This window comes from Pantoea sp. YU22 (genome assembly GCF_003970755.1).
Classification (GTDB): Bacteria; Pseudomonadota; Gammaproteobacteria; order Enterobacterales; family Enterobacteriaceae; genus Pantoea; species Pantoea piersonii.
Map to the genome: position 1 here is coordinate 117,802 of NZ_RYDU01000003.1, position 23,671 is coordinate 141,472.

Genomic DNA, 23,671 nt, shown 5'->3' on the forward strand with positions numbered 1-23,671 from the left:
GATGTATTTCATCCGCTACACACGACCGGATTTTACGTTTCTCTGGCTTATCATCGTTAATCACGTCGGGCGGCCCGCAACGGCCGCCCGATGCTGAATCGCTTACTGAGCGGGGCGCAGCGCGCCGGTTTTAAACACGCTCATCGCCTGCGCCATACGTTCCGCCTGATCCTGCAACGCCTGCGAGGCAGCCGAAGCTTCCTGTACCAGCGCGGCATTCTGCTGCGTCACCGCTTCCATCTGGGTAATTGCCATATTGATTTCGCTGATGCCGGTGCTCTGCTCGCTGCTGGCGATAGTGATTTCGCTCATGATGCCCGCCACGCTATTCACGCTGTTGACCACCTCGCCGATGGTTGAGCCCGCGTGGGAAACCAGCCTGCTGCCTTCATCCACTTTCATCACGGAATCTTCAATCAGCAGTTTGATCTCTTTCGCCGCCGACGCCGAGCGCTGCGCCAGATTACGCACTTCGCTCGCCACTACGGCAAAACCGCGTCCCTGTTCGCCCGCGCGCGCCGCTTCGACGGCAGCGTTAAGCGACAGAATATTGGTCTGGAAGGCGATAGAGTCGATCACGCTGATAATGTCGACAATTTTCTTCGACGACAGCGCAATGGCCTCCATTTTCTCGATGACCTGTTCCATCACCACGCCGCCTTCACGCGCCACGGCGGACGTCGTCGCGACCAGCTGATTGGCTTCACGCGCGTTGTCGGCATTGTGCTTCACGGTAGAGGTCATCTGCTCCATCGCCGAGGCAGTTTCTTCCAGCGAGCTCGCCTGCTGTTCGGTACGGGTAGAGAGATCCAGGTTGCCGCTGGAGATCTGGTTCGACGCGACGGCAATGGTATCGGAGCCAGTACGGACTTCGGTCACAATGCTCAGCAGATTGTCGTTCATTTGCTGTAGCGCGCGCATCAGCACGCCGGTTTCATCGCGACTGTCGATAGTGATTTTTGAGCTGAGATCGCCCGCGGCGACGCGCTCGGCGACGCCAACCGCTTCGGTGAGCGGGCGCACGATTGAGCGAGTCAGGTAAATGCCCAGCAGAATCGAGGCGACGATCGCCAGTGCGGCGCAGATCAGCGTAATCATTATTGCGGTGCTGGCGGCGCTGACGATAGTCCGGCCTTCGTTGCGCAGCTGTAAATCCTGCGAGTTGGCGAACTTCTCTGCGCCTTCAAGGAAAGCATTCTGGGCTGGCGTCATGGTTTTCAGCGCATAGACACCGGCGTTTTCGAAATCACCCGCTTTCACCAGCGCGATCAGCGCGCTTTTCGCGGTTTCGAATTGCTTGCCCGCTTCAATCAGACCCTGGATTTTCTTTTTGCCGACGGCAGTAACCTGAATGGCGGCGATGCGGTTCATTGCGGTATTGGTGCGCTGGGTCGCTTCATCAAGCTGGCCGTAGCGTTTGACGTTTCTGTCCGGATGCGGGGTGTCGATGACCAGCCCGCGCAGGTACTTAATCTGATCGTTGACGCCGTCACGCACGTCAAAGGCGAGACGCACTTTGACGTAGCGGTCGTCAACGATAGCGGAAATGCCGCTGTTGATGCTCTGGATTTTGCTGACGGTTGTTATCCCAATGATCACCATCAACACCACCACAATGCCGAAGGCGACGCCAAGCCGGACGCCGACCTTCATGTTTTTTAAACTCCACATCTCTGTTCTCCCCGCGATTACATAAAATGTTCTGCTTCAATAGTTAAGTTTTTAACGCCTGTGCGTGACCAGTCTGCGCCGGATTCCCAGGCCGCACGATAACGGCTAAGAATGAGAGCTGGCGCACAGGTTATCGGATGTTTTTGTTTTGACTTTAATTTTTTCCGAGCGTTTTCTGGCCGGCGTAGCGGCATAAAGGGCGCGCCGGGTGCTTATCATTAGCGGCGGAGAGGATCAGAAGACCTTAGCGAGCTATCAGATTAATCAGGCTAAGCAGTTGAATCTGGTCCGTTAAGCAGCAGGCGAGCAAGGGCAGGCGCTGATGAGGCCATCAGAGCGAAAGCAGGGCAACGCAGGGGGAGAAGCGAAACAGAAAAGGAACACGCGACGGGGCGTCGCGTGTTCAGCGAGCATCAGGGCGCTTTTTCCAGCACGCTGTGGATCACGGAGGAGAGTTCATTAATTTCGAATTTCGCGACGTAGCCGTCCGCGCCGACTTTACGCACATGGTCTTCGTTGGCGCTGCCGGAGAGCGAAGAGTGGATCACGACCGGAATGCGCTTCAGCGCCTCTTCGCGCTTGATATTGCGCGTCAGGGTAAAGCCATCCATCTCCGGCATTTCGAGATCGGTCAGCACCAGCGCAATTTTGTCGTGAATCGACTCGCCCGCCGCCTGCGCCGCTTCGGTCATCTCTTTGATCTTCAGCCAGGCTTCAAGTCCGGTGTTGTGCATCAGCGCCGGAATGCCCATGCTTTTCAGGCCCTGCTCCAGCAGCTGACGCGCCACTTTCGAGTCCTCAGCCACAATAGCCACCGCGCCCGGCTTGATCTTAAAGCTGCGCACGATTTCCGGCGCCGGCTCGTCGCCGCGCACCGATGGGATCACGTCATACAGGATCTGTTCAACGTCGAGCACCATCGCCAGGTTATTGCTGCCTTTGTCATCTTCGAGGCAGGCGATACTGGTGATATTGCGGCCGCCAATGCCTTTTTCAGCAGTATGCACCTGGCTCCAGTCGAGGCGCACAATATTATCGACCGACTCTACGGCGAAGGCCTGCGTATTACGCGCATACTCGGTAACCAGCAGCAGGTTCAGGCCGGTCTCCGGCGTACAACCTGCGACCGCTGGCAGATCAATGACCGGGATAAACTGACCGCGAATATTGGTCATGCCCAGCAGCGGCGAACGCATGCCCGCTGCGCGGGTGATCGGCTGCATCGGCACGATTTCACGCAGTTTGAAAACGTTAATGCCGAACAGTTCGGATTTCCCTTTAGCCTGATCGGTGACCAGGCGGAACAGCAGCAGTTCAAAGCGGTTTGATAACGCCAGATTTGCTCTTTCATCTATCTCTTTTTGAAAATTATCCATCGTTGGCTCTGCCTTGCTGCCGCCTGTTGCGCGGCGATAGTGGGTGTTAAGAGCGTTATCGGCACAGTTCGCAAAAAAGTAAGAGGCAGTGGTGAAAAATAGATCGACCAGGCGGTTAGCGATTCTTGTGCCAGGCTTAACGGGTAACAACGGAAAAATTTCACTAAAGGAGCGCACCATGAAAAAAGTCATGACGTTTACGCTGTTGGCCTTGTTGAGTTTACCGGCGCTGGCCGAGAAGGGCGGTTTTGAAGCGGGCGCGACGCCGCCGCCGCAGAAAAAGCAGGATGCAGGTTATAAAGGTTCAGAGGATACCGGCCAGACGCATATCAACCAGATCCGCGATTTCCGTCAGGACGGTTACGTCACGCTTGAGGGATATATCCTGAAGAAACTGCAGGGCGATAACTACCAGTTCCGCGACAGTACCGGCACTATCACTATTATCGCACCGCAAAAAACCTTCGGCGGCAAAACCTACAAAGCGGACGAGCAGGTGCGCGTCAGCGGCCGCGTACACGGCAAAGGTGAGAAAACGGTGCTGCAGGTTACGCAGATTGACGAGCCGTAACAGCCCGGAGGGCACCCTGGCGCTGCGACGTAGCCTGTCCTGGCCCGATCGCTACGTTACTCAGGGACACTTGTTCGTCCACCCCGGGTAAATCCGCACCTTATCCCTGAGGTGCGTTGCTCTTCGCGCCAGCGCGTTGCCTTGTTTTAGTCAATAGCGCGGGACGTTTCGCTCCCCGCGCTATCCAGCCGCTTATTTCAGTCCTTCAGCAGAATCGCTCGCACGCTTTTGCCTTTCATTTTTCCCTGCTTCAGCCTGACCAGCGCGGCTTTGGCTTCGCTCGCCGCAACGGCGACGTAAGCATGGCTGGGGGTGATATCGATTTTGCCGATCTGGTCGGCGCGAAAGCCCGCCTCGCCGGTAAGGGCGCCAAGAATATCCCCCGGACGGATCTTCGCTTTGCGGCCGCCATCAATGCAGAGCGTCATCATGGCGGCTGGCAGCGGCTGGCGCACGCCTTTTTTCAGCGCGCTTGCCGCCACCCAGTTGAGCGGCTGCTGCAGAAAATCTTCCAGCGCGTGGGCGCGCGCCATTTCGTCCGCTGCGACAAAACTTACCGCGCTGCCTTGTTCGCCTGCGCGGCCGGTGCGGCCAATGCGGTGCACATGCACTTCCGGATCCCACGCCAGCTGGTAGTTCACCACCATCGCCAGCGCTTTAATATCCAGCCCGCGCGCCGCGACGTCGGTCGCCACCAGCACGCGACCGCTGCCGTTAGCAAAGCGGATCAGCACTCGTTCGCGATCGCGCTGCTCCAGATCGCCATGCAGCGCCAGCGCGCTGATATCCTGCTGATTGAGCGCGGCGGCAATATCGTCGCACTCGCGTTTGGTGTTGCAGAACACCACGCATGAGGCTGGCTGGCGCTGCGACAGCAGCGCCTGCAGCAGCGGCAGCTTTTCGTTCTGGCTCGCTTCGATAAATTCCTGTTCGATGGCGGGCAGCTCGCTGACCTCTTCCGTGGCGACATGCAGCGCGTCGTCGCGCTGAAAGCGCGCGCTAAGCGAGGCGATGCTCTCCGGCCAGGTGGCGGAGAAGAGCAGCGTCTGGCGGCTGGCGGGCGTCAGCGCGGCCACCGCCTCCATATCATCGCGAAAGCCCATTTCCAGCATGCGATCCGCCTCGTCCAGCACCAGCGTGGCGAGCTGATCGAGCTTCAGCGTTTCGCGCTTCAGATGATCGAGAATACGGCCCGGCGTGCCGACCACGATATGTGGCGCGTGCGCCAGCGAGTCGCGCTGCGCGCTCAACGGCTGGCCGCCGCACAGGGTGAGAATTTTAATATTGCGGGTAAAGCGCGCCAGCTGGCGCAGCACGTTGCTGACCTGATCCGCCAGCTCGCGCGTCGGACAGAGGACCAGCGCCTGGGTAACGTAACGGCTACTGTCGATATGCTGCAGCAGGCCGATGCCGAACGCCGCTGTTTTGCCGCTGCCGGTTTTGGCCTGCGCCCGCACGTCGCGTCGCGCCAGAATAGCGGGTAGCGTGGCGGCCTGGATGGGCGTCATATCGGTGTAGCCCATTTCGCCCAGGTTGGCGATCTGACTGGCGGGAAGAGCGGTAAGGGTAGAAAATGCGGTCACAGGCGGCCTCGGCGGCAAAAGGTGGTCGAAAAATAGCGCGGCAAGTCTGGCAGAATGCGCGTCGCGCGGCAACCAGGGAAAAGGGTAACCTGCACGAAAGCTTCGCTTCGCAGGCGTTTAGGAATAACCCGAAGATGTATGAGAATGGATGTAATCTTTTAATGCTTCCAGGTGATGATGAACTATTTGTGCATAATTTGTTGCTTTTTAAGGCCAGTCGAAGCTTTATAAATCCCCGTTGTGAAAAGTTTAATCCTTTTTATATCAGATGATTCCTTTTTTTTAACTCCAGCAAAAGAATTAATCATTAAATAATCTCACTCACACAGCCGATAAAATAATCACCGCAATTGCTTTATATTTAGCGCGCCATACTTCTATTACAACGACAGTTTGAGGGTTTTCCATTGAGTAATATTGCCCAGGGATCACATGAAGATGTGCTGAAAATCGTTGGTCGCGCAGTGCTGACGCTGCATCTCCACGGTGAAAGCTTATCTGCTGACAAGGTTGTCTCAATGATCGGCTGCTACGCCGAAAACGCGGAACAGAACCAGCAGGCGCTGTTTACGCTGGCGATGGAGATGATGACGGCTCAAAAATGGGCGAAGAGCGCCTGACAACGCCGTCCTGCTGAACGAAGCCTCCATCTGGAGGCTTTTTTTATGCCCGTTCGTTTCCTTATCCGCCCCAGTCTCGCCAGTTTGGTCCTACCAATCTCATCTTACTTTTCGGGACAAATCACAGAAGCGGAAAAATCACGGCGCAAAAGGTTGTTTCAGGTTAACAAAGAATTAACCATTTAACCCTCTATTGACCCATAGCGCCTTTTTGGTCCGACCAAATACGCCGCGCCGCGTCTGGATAACGCCATGACTGAATCCCTATCGCCGGTTACCGAGCATCTCGTCGTGCGGCTGCGACGCTATATAGAACAGCAGAAGCTGGAGCCGGGCATGAAACTCCCCGCAGAGCGTCAGCTGGCCGCCGAGCTGGGTGTGTCGCGCTCCTCGCTGCGCGAAGCGCTGCAGCGGCTGGTCAGCAGCGGCATGCTGATTAGCCGTCGCGGCGGCGGCACCTGGCTGCGCCAGCCGCTTGCCCCCTGGGCGGAGCAGCGCATCGTCGCGCCTGTACGCGCACTGCTGCAGGACGATCCCGACTATCGCTACGACATTCTTGAAGCGCGTCATGCGATAGAGGCGAGCACCGCCTGGTATGCGGCGCAGCGCGCCACCGAGGCGGATAAAGAGCGTCTGCGGCTCGCTTTCGACGCTACGCTGAAGCTGAAAGAGAGCGACGATCCCGACCTCGCCGCGCAGGCCGACGTGCGGTTTCATCTCGCTATCGCCGAAGCGTCGCACAATGTTGTGCTGCTGCAGACCATGCGCGGTTTCTTTGAGCTGCTGCAGTCCTCGGTGCTGCAAAGCCGACAGCGTATGTACAGCCAGCCGCCGATTTTCGCCCGCCTCACCGAACAGCATCAGCGCCTGCTCGACGCGATCCTCGCCGGAGAGGCGGAGGAGGCGCGACGGGCGGCGATGGAGCACCTCGGCTTTGTTCACGCTACCCTGAAAAGCCTGCATGAAGACGAAGCGCGCCAGGCGCGCATCACGCGTCTGCCGGGCAATAACTCTCTTTAACGCAAGGAAAACGCCCTATGATTATCTCCGCCGCCTCCGATTACCGCGCCGCCGCGCAGCGTATTCTGCCGCCGTTTCTCTTCCACTACATCGACGGCGGCGCCTACAGCGAACGTACGCTGCAGCGCAACGTCGAGGATCTGGCCGACGTGGCGCTGCGTCAGCGCGTGCTGAAGAATATGTCTGAGCTGAGTCTGGAAACCCGTCTGTTCAACGAAACCCTGGCGATGCCGGTGGCGCTGGGCCCGGTAGGCCTGTGCGGCATGTACGCGCGACGCGGCGAGGTGCAGGCCGCCCGTGCCGCGGCGCTAAAAGGCATCCCCTTTACGCTGTCGACGGTTTCCGTCTGTCCGATTGAGGAGGTTGCTCCCGCTATTAACCGTCCGATGTGGTTCCAGCTTTACGTGCTGCGCGACCGCGGCTTTATGCGCAACGCGCTGGAGCGCGCCAAAGCCGCAGGCTGTTCGACGCTGGTCTTTACCGTCGATATGCCGACGCCCGGCGCGCGCTATCGCGATGCGCACTCCGGCATGAGCGGGCAGCACGCTGCCCTGCGCCGCTACTGGCAGGCGGTAACGCACCCTCAGTGGGCGTGGGATGTTGGCCTGCACGGCCGCCCGCACGATCTCGGCAATATTTCCACCTACCTCGGCAAGCCGACCGGGCTGGAGGATTACATCGGCTGGCTGGCGAAAAACTTCGATCCGTCGATCTCCTGGAGCGATCTGGAGTGGATCCGCGAGTTCTGGGATGGCCCGATGGTGATCAAAGGCATTCTCGATCCGGAAGACGCGCGTGATGCGGTGCGTTTCGGCGCGGACGGCATCGTGGTGTCGAACCACGGCGGCCGCCAGCTTGACGGCGTGCTGTCGTCGGCACGCGCGCTGCCCGCTATCGCCGATGCGGTGAAGGGCGATATCACTATTCTCGCCGACAGCGGCATTCGCAACGGGCTGGACGTGGTGCGCATGATCGCGCTCGGCGCCGACAGCGTGCTGCTGGGGCGCGCTTACCTGTATGCGCTGGCGACGCACGGCCAGCGCGGCGTGGAAAATTTACTTTCGCTGGTGGAGAAAGAGATGCGCGTGGCGATGACGCTGACCGGCGCGAAATCGATCGCCGACATTACGCGTGACGCGCTGGTGGATGCCGGCGCCGCGCTCGCCAACCTGGGCGCCGCGCCGCGTCCCCGTGCCGTTAGCTGAGGCTTGTCTATACTTACTCACTCGTCACCAACCGGAGGAATGAAATGACTATTCACAAGAAAGGATCGGCGCACTGGGAAGGCGATATTAAAGGGAAAGGCACCATCAGCACCGAAAGTGGCGTGCTGAGCCAGACGCCTTACGGTTTCAACACCCGCTTCGAAGGCGCGAAGGGCACTAACCCGGAAGAGCTGATCGGCGCGGCGCACGCCGCCTGTTTCTCCATGGCGCTGTCGCTGATGCTGGGCAATGCAGGCCATAAGCCCGAGAGCATCGATACCACGGCTGACGTCTCGCTGGATAAAAAAGGCGAGGGTTTTGCCATCACCAAAGTCGCGCTGAACAGCACCATTCGTCTGCCTGGCATCGACAACGCGGCGTTTGATGAAATCATTCAAAAGGCGAAAGCGGGCTGCCCGGTCTCTCAGGTGCTGAACGCTGAGATTACGCTCGACTATACCCTGAATAATTGATCCAGCAGGTCGCCCTTAACCGGCGACCACGCTATGCTGGCCCGGTTCTTATGAACCTCGATGGATGCGCCCAGTGGCGCATCTTTTCTTTCTGCGGAAGGAGGGGAGGCGTGGCGAAATATCTGCCGTCAAAAAACTCCTGGAAAATGGTGCTGGTACTACTCTGTATTTGCGGCGCATTGCTGCTGATCCGCTGGGCGGCGATGATATGGGCCTGAAAACATGGATTTGCCGCCACAAGCTGGGCGTATTAGTGATGATCGTGCTGGCGCTGGAGCTGATTCACTTTCTGATGACTTCATCCTGGCTGCCCTGGGTTTCCCGCTGAGCTGCATTACACATATTCACGCTCCTCCTGCTCGCGCCGTTTAGCGCGCACGTCGCTGCGGGCGATGCGATACGCCTTGCCTGGATCGCCTGCGACAAACTCAAAGGTCGGCGAATAGTAAAACGGCAGCCAGCCGCCGTAGCCGCTTTCCCACTCCCAGCGCACCGGGCAGGGCCAGAGAATGCCGTCATACAAAATGTAATAAACCCAGCGTCCAGTCGGACGACGGGGGCGTGGTGTTTTCATGGGGATCACAACGATAATAGTTTAAAACAGCTTATATTTTGAACGCTGTTGCCGCTGGCTGCAACGTTAAAACTGCCTCTTTTTTATCCACCGCTATCGATGGCCTTAATTAGCGATGCACTTCACCGCACAGCAGGACCACGCCAGGTCGTACTTTATGGATACGATCCGCCATGGCTTCACAGGCCGCTTTAGTCGGATAAATCCGCTCTGATACCGGCAAGGCATCGCAGGCGTCGTGGCCGCAGGCGCTCACTAACAACACAAATCCAATCAACATGGCTCGACTCCTTTACACGGTCTCATTGGTACGGACTGTGATGCTTAGATTCCTTTTTTACGATCCAGTATAGACAAACGTGTCGGCACGGCATTATCCGCCTGAGCGGTTTTGCGCCTCAGGATAAAAACCAGGCGGGCAGCAGGGCGATAAGGTTATTGAAGGTATGCAGAAAAATCGGCAAGGCCAGGCTGTTGCTGCGCAGGCGGGCATAGCAGAGCAGCAGCGAAAAGAGCGTCAGCGCCACCAGCGTTTCCCAGTGCACATACTGCGTATGCATCGCCGCAAACAGCAGCGAGGTCAGCAGCATACAGGCGAAGCGGCTGCGCGGCGCCCACAGCAGAAACGCCTGCAGCAGAAAACCGCGAAACAGCACCTCTTCAAATACCGGCGCCAGCAGCACGGCGGTCAGCAGCAGGATCAGCATTGAATTGCGTCCCTGCTGCGCCTGCTCCACCAGCCAGCCTTCCGGCTGCAAAAATTGCGTCTGCGCCGCCATCAGCACAAACAGCGCGAAAATAAAGAGCAGCGTCTGACGAACGCGCAACTCGCCCAGCGGCAGATCGCTGCGGCGCTGGCAATAAAAACGGTAAAGCGGATAGATCACAGCGAATTCAAACAGGCAGAGCACCGGCACCAGCAGACCGTCGTTACGCAGCACGCCGTAATTAGGAAACAGCGTAATCAGCATCGTCACGAGGTAATAGACCACAAAGCTGCCGACATAGAACAGCGTCAACGTCACTCTGTCGGGATTGGTGTTCATAGGCGACCCAGCCATTGAAGGAAAGCGCATAGTAGCAACGCGCCCGATCCCTGTCGAGGGAGGCGCGTCTACAAACTCACCACAGTAAATTCCGCCCTCAGGCTAAAACCGCGGCGCTGCGCGCCGATAACGCTTAAACCTGTTCGGCTCCACAGCGTCAGCCGTAGACGCTCTGCCGCCCGAACGCATATTACCGCTTTGTTGTGAGCGCTCCTGATGACTTTTGTTCCACCGGAATCGCCGTCGCGCCTTTTTGCGCTGGCGGCTGAAGATCGCACCCTGCGCAGCACGCGCCGCAGCCTGCGCATCTTTTCGCTGCTGCTCTCGGGCGTGCTGCTGCTCGCCGTGCTGATGGTGCTCGTCATCGCCCAGCGGCAGAACCGCGACGCCACCGCCCACGATCGTCAGCGGCTGCACCAGGCGTGGGAGGCCCGCCAGGAGACGATGCTGACAGACGTGCGCGACTATGCGTTCTGGGGCGAAGCCTGGCATAACCTGCACGCGACGATAAATAAACGCTGGGCCTGGGATGAAGAGAATCTCGGGCCGGATCTCTATAACGAATATCACTACGAAGGCGTCTTTGTGGTGGATAACGCTGGCCACACGCGCTATGCCGTCATTAACGGAAAACTGACTGATTTGCCGCTGGAAGCCTGGCTTGGTGCGCAGAGCGCCTCGCTGCTGCGCGATGCGCGCAGGCTGGATAACGCCGCGCTGGCACGCAACGCCGTGATTGAACAACAGCCAGCCATTATCGTGGCGGCGCCCATCACGATGGGAAAAGCGACAAGGTTGTCTGGCCAGTCGGGAGCGCCATCGGTAATGATCTTCGTTAACCTGTTTACGCCCGCCAAACTGGAGTCGCTGGGCAAGATGCTCGACGTCTGGGCGCCGCGTGGAACCGCGGACGGCAGCGACGAGCAGCGGCTGCCGTCCATGACGCTGGAGGCGATGGACGGCAAAGCAGTGGTACTGCGCTGGCAGCCGAAAATGCCCGGCACGCGCCTGCTTATGCTGCTGCTGCCGATCCTGGCGGCGATGGCGCTGGTCACCGGCTGGATTACGCGCCGCGTCAGCCGCCACGCGCTGCATCACGCCATTCTCTCCGATCGGCGCTTCGCCATGCTGACGATTAGCCAGCAGGAGCTGGCGCACAGCGAGGCGCGCTTTCGCGATCTGGCTGAGGCCGCCTCGGACTGGATCTGGGAAACCGATGAGCAGGGGCGGCTCATCTATCTCTCCTCGCGCTTTCATCGCCTGACCGGCCATCAGATCGCCGACTGGACGGGCGAGCATATCGATCGTCTGTTGACGCACTCCAGTCATTCGCTGGTGGCCTGGCTGATGCGTCAGGAGGAGAGCAGCCCCTCTGCGCCGCTGCGCTGTCAGTTTATGAGCGCGCAGGGGGAGCGCCGCATCGGCCATCTGGTGGCGAAAACCATCTGGCACAACGGCCGTCGCGCAGGGTTTCGCGGCACCGTATCGGATATTACTCAGGGGATGGAAGCGGAGGCGCGCATCCAGTTTCTTTCACGCCATGATGCGCTGACCGGGCTCTCCAACCGCATTCAGCTGCAGGAGTTCCTGACGCGCCATCTGGAACCGCCTCATCTGGCTTCGCCGCTGGCGATCGTCAGCCTCGATCTCGATCAGTTCAAGCCGCTGAACGATAACTGGGGCCACACGGCAGGCGATCAGGTGCTGAATCAGATGGCGCAGCGATTGCAGCGCGGCGTTGGTCCTCACGAACTGGCGGCGCGGCTGGGTGGCGATGAGTTTGTGCTGGTGCTGCACGAAGGCGACGCGGAGATTGTGGAACACCGCTGCGCCCGTCTGCTGCAGGAAGTGCAGCAGCCGATCTATACCGGCCAGCATGCGCACTACCTGACTGCCAGCATCGGCATCGCCTGTGCGCCGCAGGACGCCAGCCATCCTGAAGCGCTGCTGCGCATGTCGGATATCGCCCTTAACGAAGCGCGCGCGGCGGGGCGCAACTGCTGGGTCTGGTACGCCAATAACATGGCCAGCCAGCGCGACCATAAGCGCGATATGGCGCAACGTATTGAACAGGCGCTGCACAACGAGGAGTTTTGCCTGCACTATCAGCCGCGCTATCAGTTGCAAAGCGACAGGCTGGCGGGGGCGGAAGCGCTGATCCGCTGGCAGCCTGCAGGCAGCCAGCCGATTACGCCCGATCGCTTTATCCCGCTGGCGGAGGAGAATGGTCTGATCGTCGCCATCAGCGACTGGGTGCTGGCGCGCGCCTGTCAGGACGCCAGCGCCTGGGGCGCGGATCGCTATGTATCGGTCAATATCTCGCCGGTAGAGTTCCGCACCAACGATTTAGTGCAGCGTGTTGCGCGCGCGCTGGCCAACAGCGGGCTGCCCGCGACGCGGCTGGAGCTGGAGATTACGGAAAACGTCACGTTCGAACATCCGCAGCAGGCGCTGGAGGTGATGAAAGGGCTGCGCGCGCTGGGCGTGCGGTTGACGGTCGATGATTTCGGCACCGGCTATGCGGCGCTGGGCTATCTGAAGACGTTTCCTTTTAACGGGCTGAAGATCGATCGTTCCTGGATGAAGGATTTTCCGGAGTCGCAGCAGGCGGAATCGGTGGTGGCGGGCATTATTGCGCTGGCGCACGCTTTTGCGCTGACGATTACGGCAGAAGGGATCGAGACAGAAGCGCAGCTTGACCGCTTGAAGCAGCTCGCCTGCGAAGAGGGGCAGGGCTACTTTCTGGGGCGGCCGATGCCGCTGACGGACTTTACTGCGCTTCTGGACAACACATCTGCGACTACATCGGTTCGGGCTTAACGTACTTTAACCGCCACGGCGGTCATCAGAACGGCAAAGCCCACAAAAATTGCCAGTTCCATAGGATCCTCCTCAGATAAGTCTTAATAATTCTAGCGATCCGACCCGCCTGTTTTGGTCAGTAAGTGCGATTTATCTGAAAAAAGTAGCGGGAATCGCTGCATATGGCCTGCCCGCGGCATCTTTTATCGGGTAAAGGGTTAAGCCTGACGCGATGCTTTGCTAGGATCCGGGGCCGGTTCACCCCGTTGATGAGGAGAAAACGTGAAATATTATGGAAAAGCGCTGCTGGCGCTGGGAATGCTCGCCCTGACCGCCTGCCAGTCGGGCAGCAAACCCGACCAAACCGCATCAGGCGCGGACGCTGAAAGCGACACCTGTGGCGCCTCGCAGTATCAGAACTACAGAGGAAAACCGCTCAGTGCCGTCAACAGCCTGCGTTTTGACACGCCGGTGCGCGCCATTCCGTGGAACAGCGCGGTCACGATGGACTTCAATCTGCATCGCCTGAACTTCCTGGCGGACAAGAGCGGCACCATCAGCCAGGTTTACTGCGGCTGACGCGTCATAAAAAAAGCGTGGCATTGTCATGCGCTGGTCATCAAGGGGGACGAGGATAGATCGCGGATAACAGAGATTTCCTCGTCACTCTCAATATGCAATGCTCGTCTTGTTTATTCCCGCCTCGGCGGGAATTTTTTTAGCCTAATCCTGCGAATCGGTTTCCATTAACTGCGCCAGTAACTGACGATAGGTTTCCAGACGACGCGCATCGCCTTCCACCTCCAGTCGCTGAATGACGCGCGCAATCACGGCTTTATTGGTTGCGGGCTGGCCAGCTTCCATTAATTCTCGCAGGATCACCGCCAGCAGCTCAGACGCCTGCGGAGCGTTCCATGCGGGGCTATTGAAATAGTCCACAATTGCACGGCTGGCACTGTTTTGAGCTCTCATATTCACCTCCGCTAAGGCGACGGCGCGTCTGTCACGGCCTGCGAGCGCAGCGTGATAGTCAACGTGATTTTTAACTGTGGACCTGCCGCGACGGGATCTGGCGGAGGCGTTAGCGTGGCCAGGACGCCACGCCGACGCCAGTGGAAACTGGCGTTTTTTTAAACATACAACTGACGCCAGCGCTTGTCAGTAACAGGCTGACATATTTTTTCATTTCTCCTGACACTCCGTGGGATCCCGAGCGCAGACGCGCTGCTAAGCGAACGGAATCGCTGCTAAAAAGCGTTAATGGTTTATATAAGAGAATAAAAAGGGCGACGGGCAGCGAAAAACGGCGTTTTTCATTAGGTGCCATGTTTTGTCGCTCAGGGATTATGAGGCGTTGCTAGACTGGCGCTTCCCTCTGTTACCGCCTCTTTGCTCATGCCGTCCACAATTGAATCCTGGAAAATAAATCTTATCTCAGTCTGGTTCGGCTGTTTTTTTACCGGCCTGGCCATCAGTCAGATCATTCCTTTTCTGCCGCTCTATATCGAACAGCTCGGCATTAACGGCGGCGATGCGCTTAGCCTCTGGTCGGGACTGACCTTCAGCATTACCTTTATCGTCTCGGCCGCCGTCGCGCCGCTGTGGGGCAGCCTCGCCGATCGAAAAGGGCGCAAGCTGATGCTGCTGCGTGCGGCGTTTGGTATGGGCGTGGTGATCCTGATGCAGGCATTTGTCACCCAGGCCTGGCAACTGCTGCTGCTGCGCGCGCTGATGGGGTTGACCTCGGGCTATATCCCCAACGCTATGGCGCTGGTGGCGGCGCAGGTGCCACGCGAGCGCAGCGGCTGGGCGCTGAGCTGCGTCTCAACCGGCCAGATAGGCGGCGTGATCCTCGGCCCGATGCTTGGCGGGCTGCTCGCTGACTGGGTCGGACTGCGCATGGTGTTTATCGTTACCGCCGCGCTGCTGCTGATCAGCTTTCTGGTAACGCTGTTTCTGATTAAGGAGACCGGCTACAAGCCGGTCAGCAAGCAGGATAAGCTGAGCGGGCGCGAGGTATTCGCCTCGCTCGATAATCCCAGGCTGATGCTCTGCCTGTTTGTCACCACCATGGTGATCCAGATGTGTAACGGCTCGGTAAACCCAATCCTGACGCTGTTTGTGCGTGAGCTGGCGCCGACGGCGGAGAATATCGCTTTCCTCAGCGGCGTTATCGCCGCGCTGCCGGGCATCTCGGCGCTGATTGCGGCACCGCGCCTCGGCAGGTTAGGGGATCGCATCGGCACCCAGCGTATTCTGCTGGCGACCATGGTGGTGTCGTTGCTGCTGTTAATCGCCATGTCTTTCGTTACCAGCGCCACCCAGCTTGGCGTATTGCGCTTTCTGCTCGGCTTCGCCGACGGGGCGATGATGCCCGCGGTGCAAACGCTGCTGGTGCGCCATTCGCGCGACAACATTACCGGCCGTATCTTCGGCTACAACCAGTCATTTATGTATCTTGGCAACGTCGCTGGCCCGCTGCTCGGCGCGGCGGTCTCGGCGCTGACTGGCTACCGCTGGGTCTTCTTCGCCACCGCGCTGGTGGTGCTGCTTAACGTGGTGCTGCTGAAGCGTTTCTATCGTCGTCCGCGCACGGTGCTGGAGCCGAAGGAGAAAAGCGCAGCGCATAGCGCCAGCGGCGCTGAGTCAACAGAAACTCGGCGCTGACGCTCGGACTCCATGAATCGTCGCCGCCCACGCCCATATGCGCGGCGTCAAGATGGAGCCAGCATCCTGGCTCCGCGCGCAGCAGGTGGCGATGCGAAACGTCGCGCAGCTGTTCAAGGCTGTAGCGGCTTAGCGAAAAGCTGAACTCGCCGCTGACGCGCCATTGTTCCCCATCAAGCTGGCGCGTTCCGCCGCGCAGTCCGTTTTCGCTCGGGAAAACGTAAGGCGTATACAGCGCCTCGAGCGGCAGCTGCCAGCGGGAGAACTGCGCCGCCAGCTGGCGATCCGGATAGTTTTCATGCGGGCCCAGCCCCAGCCAGGCGACCTGCTGCGGGGCGGCGGCGAGCTGACAGCGCAGGCCGATGCGCGCTGGTGCGGGCAGGCTGGACGCCTGCTCCACCTCAACCTCCAGGCTCATTTCGCCCTGCGCGTCGAACCGGTAGCGTTTACGGCTGAGAAACGCCAGCCTGCCTTGTGCATACCAGCCGTGCAGCACGCTAATCTGCACGGCGTCCGACAGACTCTCGGTTTCTGTTTGCTCCACGCGACTCGTCATAGCGTTGTAACCGGCCGCTTTCCAGCGCTCCGACCAGGCGTTGGGATCGATGCGTTCCGCTTCGCTGGTGCCGATGTCGTTGTCCAGCGGCGCGCGGATAAAGCAGTCCTGTAAGGGCGACAACAGCATCGCCTGTTCGTCGATAAGCCACTGCGTCAGCTCGCCGCTGCGGCGGCTAAAGTGCCAGCGCTGGCCGCGATGCGCCACGGCGATAGTGGCCTCATCGACATTCAGCGTCGGCGGCTCGCCTGCTGCTGGCTGCGGCGGCAGCGCCAGCGCGGCGGGCAGCGGCCACTGGTGCCAGGCGACGCGCCAGTCAGCTTCAGACCAGGGCGTCGCTGCACGCTGATGCACGGCAACATTCAGCCAGCACTCGCCCGTCAGGTTTTCCGCTGGCGGGACGCTAATACGCTGCGCGCCCTGCGGCGGAATATCCAGCGTCACTTCGCCCTGCGCCACTACTTCACCCTGCTGCTCGATGCGCCAGCGCAGCAGTTCGTTATCGCTGCGGCGAAACAGGTAGTCGCTGCTGACGGTAAAGTGCCAGGGATCGTTGGCGTCGGGCGCAAACTGGTAGAACTGCTGCGCGCGCTGCGCTTCAAACAGCGCCGGATGCGGCGTGCGATCAGCAAACACCAGGCCGTTCATGCAAAATTGTCGGTCGTTGGGTTTGTCGCCGAAATCACCGCCGTAGGCCTGCCAGGGCTGCCCGTTTTCGTCATAGCGCGTCAGGCTCTGATCGACCCAGTCCCAGACGAAGCCGCCCTGCAGGCGTGGAAACTGGTGAAACGCCTGCCAGTATTTTGCAAAGCCGCCCAGGCTGTTACCCATAGCGTGCGCGTATTCGCACAGGATCAGCGGCCGGTTTTCGCCCGGCAGGCCGATCCACTTCTTCAGCGACCATTTCGGTACAGCAGGGAAGGGCTGATCTTCATCGACGCGGGCATACATCGGACAAAGAATATCGGTCGCCGCACTGTTAGCGCCCCCGCCTTCATACTGCACGGGGCGAGTCGGATCGGCGCTTTTCACCCAGCGATAGAGCGCATCGTGCGTGCTGCCGTGTCCCGACTCATTGCCCAGCGACCAGATGATAATGCTGCAGTGATTGCGATCGCGCTGCACCATACGCGTCACGCGCTCGCTAAAGGCGGCGAACCAGCGCGGATCGTCCGCCAGACGGCTCATTGGCTGCATGCCGTGGGTTTCAATATTGGCTTCATCGACCACATAAAGGCCGTAGCGGTCGCACAGGCGATACCAGAGGGGATGGTCAGGATAGTGCGAGCAGCGCACCGCGTTAAAGTTATGCTGCTTCATCAGTTCGATGTCGCGCCGCATCAGCGCCTCATCCACAACCTGGCCTTTCTCTGGATGATGCTCGTGGCGGTTTACGCCGCGTATCAGCAGCGGCTGCCCGTTCAGGCAGAGCAGACCATTTTCGATGGCGACGCGGCGGAAGCCGACATCATACGCCTCGACCTCCACCACCTCGCCTTGCGCATCGAGCAGCGCCAGCGTGGCGCGATAGAGGGTCGGGATTTCGGCGCTCCACAGCGCGGGCGCGTCAACGTGCAGCCGCAGTTCGGCGCGATCGCCATAGTGGCCACGTTCGTCAATTATGGCGCTGCCAAGCGGCTGCTCGACAACGCCCACCTGCGCGCCATCCCGCCACAGCGTCAGCCGTAAACGCAGGGCCGCATCCTCTGCGGTGACGCGCACGCGCGCCAGCAGGTCAGCGCTGCGGTACTCCGGGCTGAGCAGCGTCTCCAGCTGAATGTCAGCAAGATGCGTTTCCGGTTTATGCAGCAGCGAGACGTCGCGGAAGATGCCGCTCATGCGCCACATATCCTGATCTTCCAGCCAGGTGCCGTCACTCCAGCGCAGCACCATCACCGCAATGCGGTTAACGCCGCGCACCAGCGCCGCGCTGAGGTCAAATTCAGCAGGCAGACGGCTGTCCTGCGAATAGCCTATCCACTGACCGTTGCACCAGAGATAAAAAGCGGAGCTGACGCCATCAAAAATAATGCGCGTTTGCCCCGCCTCAGGCCAGCTCTCGTCAACAGTGAATGTGAGCGAGTAACATCCTGTCGGGTTCTCGCGCGGCACGAAGGGCGGAGTCATCGGGATCGGGTACTGGACGTTGGTGTAAACAGGCGCGTCATAACCGTGCATCTGCCAGTTCGCGGGCACCGGAAGGGAAACGGCATCAGGCAGATCCTGCAGCAGCCAGCTGTGCGGCACCGCTTCAGGGCAGCTGAAATAGCTGAAGCCCCACTGGCCGTTCAGGCTGCGCAGTGCGGGTGATGGCCGTTCATCGCGCGCCGCCGTTTCACTGCGCCAGCTGGCGAAAGGCGGATGAGCGTCGAGGCGCTTAAGACTCGTAACGACCGGGTTTTCCCAGTCGCGACGGGCCAGGATATCACTCAGCGAAATCGGCGAAGCAGACATGACAGGATCCTCAAAAATGTATTGCGCTCACAATGAGGGTTTTCCCGCTCGCTGTAAAGCGTGTCGGTTGAATACTGTGCTGAATTTTTTATCCCACTCTGCGCCAGAAACGGGCCGGATACGATTTTTATGTCACTTTCGTGCCAGCAAATTGTTAAGCCTGGTATGCAATGGTTAATACCGCTCTGAGTAAGAGTATTCTCTCTTGTCGCCCTGTCTGGGCACTCATACACTCAGCCCGTTTTCATCTACCCTGAGGTTGTTATGGTACGTATTGTTAAAATTGCCGCGGTCGTGGCGCTGGTCACCGCGCTTAGCGGTTGTCTTTTCCCGCCTCCGGGCGGCGGCGGCGGTGGCCCTGGCGGCGGCGGTGGTGGTGGCGGTTGGGGCGGTCCAGGTCACGGTTTTGCTGGTCCGCGTTAATCCCACATAGCATCCGCTTTATTTTGGGCTGAAACGATTTACGTCTCGCTTAATTAACCGTAAAACGTTTCGCCCGCTTCCTGAAATTCGTTTAGCCCCTGTTTTGATAAAAGTGATGATAAGCAGCCAAGGAAAATCGGCTAAAAGCGCTATGTTTTTATTTTGGCGAGTGATAACGTCTGCTTTTATTAACCTGTGAGACAAGGGCATGAAGAACCTTATCGCTGAATTACTGGTAAAACTGGCGGCGAAAGAAGCGGAGTCTAAGGAACTGGTGGCTCAGGTCGAGGCACTGGAGATTATCGTTACGGCAATGCTACGTAAGCTTGAGCCGGAACAGCAACACGCTATCGCCGCAGGCATCGACAACGCAATGCAGAATGCGAATGCCGACACCAGTAGTGAAGATGCGCTTTTGTTGCGTAACTACCTGGACAAATTACTTAACCATCCTCGCGTCTGAGAGAGAATAACGCGGCTGTGCGATCGGGGTTGCAAAATCGCGCAAAGTTTCATCGCGCTGTTTCCCTCGTGCCAGAATTAACGGATTGTTCATTGTGGAGTCTCAACCATGAAGTTGCATTTAGCGGCAGTAGTGATGGCAGGTTTGCTGACCAGCGGCTTTGGCGCGGCCCATGCCGCCGAAAAAACGGCGCAGCAGCAAAAAATGACGCAGTGCAATCAGCACGCCAGTTCACAAAACCTGAAGGGCGACGCGCGTAAATCTTTTATGAGCGAGTGTCTGAAAAAAGAGAGCAAAATGTCCGGCATGTCGCCGCAGCAGATGAAAATGAAAAGCTGTAATACCGAAGCGGGCGATAAAAAGCTCAGCGGCGACGCCCGTAAAACCTTTATGAGCAGCTGCCTGAAAAAAGCCTGATCCTCCTCTGTTTTACACGGCCGCGCCGCGGCCGTGATCGCTTCTCCGCACAGACCGTTTAACCTGCGTTTAATAAAGGCGCAGCTCGCCGCACGCGTTGCAAAACCGCTAAATAAAAATTTATCTAAATATTATTTCCTCGCTATTTCATTGCGTTTAGCGCAATCGAAACCTTCAAAAGTGCAACATAAGGAACCCGTTGTATGGTCGCGGCTATTATTATTGGCGTTTTTCTGCTTAGCGTTTTTTATGCCCATTCCCGCGGTGTGGAAAAACAGAAGTTATCGCGCCAGCTTTTCGATCACTCTACGTTTATGGCGCCGATTAATATGTTTATGACCGGCTTTTCAACGCTGCCGGCAAAACAGCCCTATTTTCCAGTAGACGATTTTCCCGAACTGCGTCAGCTCACCGAAAACTGGCAGGTAATCCGTGAAGAGGCGTTGCGCCTGCAGGATCATATCAAGGCGGCGCAGACAAACAACGACGCTGGTTTTAATACCTTTTTTAAACGCGGCTGGAAGCGCTTTTATCTGAAATGGTACAGCGATGCGCATCCTTCGGCGCGCGAACTCTGTCCGGTCACTACCGAACTGGTCAGTCGTATTCCTTCCGTGAAGGCGGCTATGTTCGCCGAACTGCCGGCGGGCAGCCATCTGGGCAAACATCGTGATCCCTATGCCGGATCGGTGCGCTACCATCTCGGTCTGCAAACGCCGAACGACGATCGCTGCTTTATTGAGGTCGATGGTCAGCGCCATAGCTGGCGCGACGGCGAGGCGGTGATTTTTGACGAAACCTATGTGCACTGGGCGCAAAACGAAAGCGAGCAAACGCGCATTATCCTGTTTTGCGATATCGAGCGGCCAATGAAGTGGCGCTGGGCGCAGGCGGTGAATCACTGGGTCGGCAGCTCGCTGATGTCAGCAGCCGCCTCGCCCAATGATGAAAACGACCGCACCGGCTTTATCAATCGCATTTTTAAATATGTCTATGCGCTGCGCGATGCGGGCCAGAATCTGAAGAAGCGCAACCGTAAATTCTACTACTGGGTCAAACACAGCCTGATCGCCGCGATATTCGCCCTGATTATCATCCCCAGCCTCTTCTTTTAATATTCACACTTGCTAAAACTTTAAACAGGCGGTTTAACAAGGAGTTAACCGCTTTTTTTATTTTCAGACTCAGGCTCCCGCTTTCCTTTACCACACTTACTTTTTGTAGGGGATTAGCCGCACCCGCAAGCGGCGCATTTATCAATAACGACAAAGAAGGAGCCATGTCATGAATTACCAGCCCGTCATCGCCTTAAAGGATCTGCCTGAGCGCCAGCCGACCAAAACGAAAATTGCCGATACCGACATCCTGCTGGTGCGCGACGGAGAGAAGGTGCGCGCTTATCAGGCCAAATGCCCTCATGCGGGCGCGCCGCTTGAGCAGGGCGCTATCTGCGGCGATAAGCTGATCTGCCCCTGGCATAAAGCCGTGTTTGCGCTGGAAGATGGCCATATGTGCGAGCCGCTGGCGCTGGCCGATCTCAAACAGTTTCCGCTTCGCGTCGAGAAGGGCATTGTGCAGGTCAATCCTAAAGCCATGTCATCGGCGACGCCCATCGGCAGCGGCGGTGACGCGCCGGTGTATGCCGTCCTCGGCGGCGGCGCGGCGGGCAGTGCGGCAATCTGGACGCTGCGCCGCGAAGGTTTTAAAGGCAAGGTGGTGCTGGTGGAGCGTGAGCCGGATGCGCCTTACGACCGCACGGCGCTGACGAAATTCGTTCCCTCCGGCAAGATGGATATCAAGGATGTGCCGCGTATTTTAAAAGAGGACATTTTGCAGCATGTGGATCGCGTGCAGGGCGAGGTGTCGCGTCTCGACACGCGTGAACAGCGTATCCACTTCGCTGACGGCGCGTCGCTCTTTTACGACAAGCTGCTTATCGCTTCCGGCGGCGTGCCGCAGCGTCCCGACCTGCCAGGCAGCGATCTGGCGGGCGTGCATCTGCTGCGTTCACGGGATCAGGCCGACGCGCTGCTGCAAGAGGTCGATCAGAGCCAGCAGCTGGTAATTATCGGCAACAGCTTTATCGGCATGGAGATGGCGTCGGCGCTGCGCAATCGCGATATCGAGGTCAGCGTGGTGGCGCGGCATCCACTGCCGTTTGCACGCCAGTTCGGCGAGCAGGTCGGGCGCTATTTCCGCGATCTGCACGGCAGCAACGGCGTTCACTTTGTGGATGGCGATCCGGCGGAGCTGGAGGGAGAACATCACGTGACCGGGCTGCGTATGCAGGATGGCCAACGCATCAAAGCGGACGTGGTGCTGCTGGCGACCGGCATCCGGCCCGCTACTGGTTTTATTCACGATCTGCCGCTGCGAGAGGATGGCAGCCTGCTTGCCGACAGCCAGCTACGCGTCACGGAGAACGTCTGGGTGGCGGGGGATATCGCCAGCTATCTGACGCCGCAGGGGCCGCTGCGCATCGAGCACTATCGCGTCGCGCATCAGCAGGGACGCATCGCCGCTTTTAACATGCTGGACAAGCGCGTTATGTACGATCGCGTGCCCTTTTTCTGGACCACGCACTTCGGCACGCGCTACGAGTATCTCGGCCATGCGCAAGAGTGGGATGAGTACCGTTTGATCGGCTCGCTGGAGGAGAAAAAATTCATTGCGCTCTATGGTCAGCAGGGCAAGCTGGCGGCGGTCTTCTCCTGCGGCATGTATACGCTGACGGCGGCGCTGGTGCTGGAGATGCAGCAGCCGATGACGATGGGGCAGGCGCTGGCGGCAGTGGAAAGCCGACAGCAGGCGTAGCGACAGCGGGCGGAGCCGGTTTGCGGCTCCGCCCGGCATACTATTTTTTGCTTAGCGCTTCAGACTTCGCCATGCACTGCTGCATCGCCTCCATCACGGCGGCGCGAAAACCTTTCTCTTCCAGCACCTTCACCGCTTCGATAGTGGTGCCGCCAGGCGAGCAGACCATATCCTTCAGCTCGGCTGGGTGTTTGCCCGTCTCCAGCACCATCTGCGCCGAGCCTTTTACCGCCTGCGCAGCGAACTGGTAGGCCTGGGCGCGCGGCATGCCGCCGAGCACGGCGGCATCCGCCATCGCCTCGATAAACATAAATACGTAAGCCGGCGCGGAGCCGCTGACGCCGACTACCGAGTGGATCAGATACTCGCTGACCACAGCCGCTTTGCCGAAGCTCTCAAAAATCGACACCACTTCGTCGATCTCCGCCTGCTCAACCAGCACGTTAGGGGTGACGGAGGTCATGCCTTCGTTGACCAGCGCTGGCGTATTTGGCATCACGCGGACGATCTTGCGATCGTGACCCAGCACCGTCGCCAGCGAGTCGAGCGTTACGCCCGCCGCGATAGAGACCACCAGCGCCTCTTTTTTCAGCTGGTTCGCCAGATCTTTCAGCACCTTCAGAATGACATTGGGTTTTACCGCGCCGAACAGAATATCCACCTCGCGCGCCAGCGCCTCGGCGCTCTCTGCGGCATGGATACCGTGCTCGCGCGCCAGCGCCTGGTTAGTCTCCGCTTTGCGGTCAAAAACCCAGATATTCGACGGCGCAACCTGGCCGCTTTTCACCAGACCGCCGATAATGGCTTTAGCCATATTGCCGCCGCCGATAAACCCAATTTTCTTCTCCAGCATCGCCGTATCCTTAAGAAAGTTCGAAAATCTTAACGTGTTAGCTTACTTCAGCCAGGATTAATAACAAGTCAGCAAGGAGAACA

General features: G+C 58.6%; 24 protein-coding genes. 14 read left to right on the forward strand and 10 right to left on the reverse strand.

The window, feature by feature from the left end; all coding sequences use genetic code 11:
• Positions 1 to 102 precede the first annotated feature (102 nt).
• Entirely contained in the window at positions 103 to 1,671 is a 1,569-nt protein-coding gene (locus EKL29_RS07205) for a methyl-accepting chemotaxis protein (RefSeq protein ID WP_126689230.1), read from the reverse strand.
• Between the two features lie 413 nt (positions 1,672 to 2,084).
• Positions 2,085 to 3,047 (reverse strand): chemotaxis protein, encoded by a 963-nt coding sequence (locus EKL29_RS07210; RefSeq protein ID WP_126689231.1) that lies wholly within the window; start codon positions 3,045 to 3,047, stop codon positions 2,085 to 2,087.
• Positions 3,048 to 3,225: 178 nt separating this feature from the next.
• Between EKL29_RS07210 and EKL29_RS07215 the strand changes: the two genes are divergently transcribed.
• Positions 3,226 to 3,618 carry a YgiW/YdeI family stress tolerance OB fold protein gene (locus EKL29_RS07215; RefSeq protein ID WP_120451218.1) on the forward strand — a complete coding sequence of 131 codons (393 nt, stop codon included), beginning with the start codon at positions 3,226 to 3,228 and terminating at the stop codon, positions 3,616 to 3,618.
• A 197-nt stretch (positions 3,619 to 3,815) separates the two neighbouring features.
• Here the strand turns inward: EKL29_RS07215 and dbpA are convergent, their stop codons facing one another.
• A complete protein-coding gene (gene dbpA / locus EKL29_RS07220) occupies positions 3,816 to 5,201 on the reverse strand; it encodes an ATP-dependent RNA helicase DbpA (protein WP_126689232.1) in 1,386 nt (461 codons plus the stop codon).
• 407 nt (positions 5,202 to 5,608) lie between these two features.
• On the opposite strand from dbpA, the gene EKL29_RS07225 reads away from it, so the two are divergent.
• The 5 genes from EKL29_RS07225 to yniD all read left to right on the forward strand — a co-directional run bounded on the left by EKL29_RS07225 (position 5,609) and on the right by yniD (position 8,737).
• Positions 5,609 to 5,821 carry a hypothetical protein gene (locus EKL29_RS07225; protein ID WP_120451220.1) on the forward strand — a complete coding sequence of 71 codons (213 nt, stop codon included), beginning with the start codon at positions 5,609 to 5,611 and terminating at the stop codon, positions 5,819 to 5,821.
• 252 nt (positions 5,822 to 6,073) lie between these two features.
• Entirely contained in the window at positions 6,074 to 6,841 is a 768-nt protein-coding gene (lldR, locus tag EKL29_RS07230; protein ID WP_120451221.1) for a transcriptional regulator LldR, read from the forward strand.
• Positions 6,842 to 6,858: 17 nt separating this feature from the next.
• Positions 6,859 to 8,046: an FMN-dependent L-lactate dehydrogenase LldD gene (lldD, locus tag EKL29_RS07235; RefSeq protein ID WP_120451222.1), complete on the forward strand. Its 1,188-nt coding sequence runs from the start codon at positions 6,859 to 6,861 to the stop codon at positions 8,044 to 8,046.
• A gap of 44 nt (positions 8,047 to 8,090) precedes the next feature.
• Positions 8,091 to 8,519, forward strand: a complete 429-nt coding sequence (locus tag EKL29_RS07240) for an OsmC family protein (protein WP_126689233.1) — start codon at positions 8,091 to 8,093, stop codon at positions 8,517 to 8,519.
• A 110-nt stretch (positions 8,520 to 8,629) separates the two neighbouring features.
• Positions 8,630 to 8,737, forward strand: a complete 108-nt coding sequence (gene yniD / locus EKL29_RS23235) for a small membrane protein YniD (RefSeq protein ID WP_240629425.1) — start codon at positions 8,630 to 8,632, stop codon at positions 8,735 to 8,737.
• A 116-nt stretch (positions 8,738 to 8,853) separates the two neighbouring features.
• Here the strand turns inward: yniD and EKL29_RS07245 are convergent, their stop codons facing one another.
• The 3 genes from EKL29_RS07245 to EKL29_RS07250 form a co-directional block, all read right to left on the reverse strand.
• On the reverse strand, positions 8,854 to 9,093 hold the full coding sequence (locus EKL29_RS07245; protein WP_120451224.1) for a hypothetical protein: 240 nt from the start codon (positions 9,091 to 9,093) through the stop codon (positions 8,854 to 8,856).
• A gap of 109 nt (positions 9,094 to 9,202) precedes the next feature.
• On the reverse strand, positions 9,203 to 9,373 hold the full coding sequence (locus tag EKL29_RS23240) for a hypothetical protein (RefSeq protein ID WP_167456942.1): 171 nt from the start codon (positions 9,371 to 9,373) through the stop codon (positions 9,203 to 9,205).
• A 118-nt stretch (positions 9,374 to 9,491) separates the two neighbouring features.
• Positions 9,492 to 10,139 (reverse strand): CPBP family intramembrane glutamic endopeptidase, encoded by a 648-nt coding sequence (locus tag EKL29_RS07250; protein ID WP_120451225.1) that lies wholly within the window; start codon positions 10,137 to 10,139, stop codon positions 9,492 to 9,494.
• 216 nt (positions 10,140 to 10,355) lie between these two features.
• Between EKL29_RS07250 and EKL29_RS07255 the strand changes: the two genes are divergently transcribed.
• Positions 10,356 to 12,959: an EAL domain-containing protein gene (locus EKL29_RS07255; RefSeq protein WP_126689234.1), complete on the forward strand. Its 2,604-nt coding sequence runs from the start codon at positions 10,356 to 10,358 to the stop codon at positions 12,957 to 12,959.
• 264 nt (positions 12,960 to 13,223) lie between these two features.
• On the forward strand, positions 13,224 to 13,520 hold the full coding sequence (locus EKL29_RS07260) for an I78 family peptidase inhibitor (RefSeq protein ID WP_120451227.1): 297 nt from the start codon (positions 13,224 to 13,226) through the stop codon (positions 13,518 to 13,520).
• A 144-nt stretch (positions 13,521 to 13,664) separates the two neighbouring features.
• Here EKL29_RS07260 and EKL29_RS07265 read toward each other — a convergent pair whose 3' ends face one another.
• Positions 13,665 to 13,913 carry a biofilm development regulator YmgB/AriR family protein gene (locus tag EKL29_RS07265; protein ID WP_120451228.1) on the reverse strand — a complete coding sequence of 83 codons (249 nt, stop codon included), beginning with the start codon at positions 13,911 to 13,913 and terminating at the stop codon, positions 13,665 to 13,667.
• Between the two features lie 109 nt (positions 13,914 to 14,022).
• Positions 14,023 to 14,268, reverse strand: coding sequence for a hypothetical protein (locus EKL29_RS07270; protein WP_126689235.1), 246 nt, complete (start codon positions 14,266 to 14,268; stop codon positions 14,023 to 14,025).
• 68 nt (positions 14,269 to 14,336) lie between these two features.
• Here EKL29_RS07270 and EKL29_RS07275 point away from each other — a divergent pair, with 68 nt between their 5' ends.
• Complete coding sequence (locus tag EKL29_RS07275) at positions 14,337 to 15,608, forward strand: multidrug efflux MFS transporter (protein ID WP_120451229.1); 1,272 nt, start codon at positions 14,337 to 14,339, stop codon at positions 15,606 to 15,608.
• On the opposite strand, the gene EKL29_RS07280 is transcribed toward EKL29_RS07275, so the two are convergent.
• Positions 15,493 to 18,618 (reverse strand): beta-galactosidase, encoded by a 3,126-nt coding sequence (locus tag EKL29_RS07280; protein WP_126689236.1) that lies wholly within the window; start codon positions 18,616 to 18,618, stop codon positions 15,493 to 15,495. The two genes, EKL29_RS07275 and EKL29_RS07280, sit on opposite strands and share 116 nt — an antisense overlap.
• A gap of 264 nt (positions 18,619 to 18,882) precedes the next feature.
• Here EKL29_RS07280 and EKL29_RS23245 point away from each other — a divergent pair, with 264 nt between their 5' ends.
• The 5 genes from EKL29_RS23245 to EKL29_RS07300 all read left to right on the forward strand — a co-directional run bounded on the left by EKL29_RS23245 (position 18,883) and on the right by EKL29_RS07300 (position 22,735).
• On the forward strand, positions 18,883 to 19,041 hold the full coding sequence (locus EKL29_RS23245; protein ID WP_311778981.1) for a hypothetical protein: 159 nt from the start codon (positions 18,883 to 18,885) through the stop codon (positions 19,039 to 19,041).
• A gap of 208 nt (positions 19,042 to 19,249) precedes the next feature.
• Positions 19,250 to 19,504: an anti-adapter protein IraP gene (iraP, locus tag EKL29_RS07285; RefSeq protein ID WP_120451231.1), complete on the forward strand. Its 255-nt coding sequence runs from the start codon at positions 19,250 to 19,252 to the stop codon at positions 19,502 to 19,504.
• 108 nt (positions 19,505 to 19,612) lie between these two features.
• Positions 19,613 to 19,921 carry a PsiF family protein gene (locus EKL29_RS07290; protein WP_120451232.1) on the forward strand — a complete coding sequence of 103 codons (309 nt, stop codon included), beginning with the start codon at positions 19,613 to 19,615 and terminating at the stop codon, positions 19,919 to 19,921.
• A 203-nt stretch (positions 19,922 to 20,124) separates the two neighbouring features.
• Complete coding sequence (gene lpxO / locus EKL29_RS07295) at positions 20,125 to 21,036, forward strand: lipid A hydroxylase LpxO (RefSeq protein WP_126689237.1); 912 nt, start codon at positions 20,125 to 20,127, stop codon at positions 21,034 to 21,036.
• Positions 21,037 to 21,205: 169 nt separating this feature from the next.
• Entirely contained in the window at positions 21,206 to 22,735 is a 1,530-nt protein-coding gene (locus EKL29_RS07300) for an FAD-dependent oxidoreductase (protein ID WP_126689238.1), read from the forward strand.
• Positions 22,736 to 22,775: 40 nt separating this feature from the next.
• On the opposite strand, the gene proC is transcribed toward EKL29_RS07300, so the two are convergent.
• Positions 22,776 to 23,588 carry a pyrroline-5-carboxylate reductase gene (gene proC, locus EKL29_RS07305; protein ID WP_120451235.1) on the reverse strand — a complete coding sequence of 271 codons (813 nt, stop codon included), beginning with the start codon at positions 23,586 to 23,588 and terminating at the stop codon, positions 22,776 to 22,778.
• Between the last annotated feature and the right edge of the window lie 83 nt (positions 23,589 to 23,671).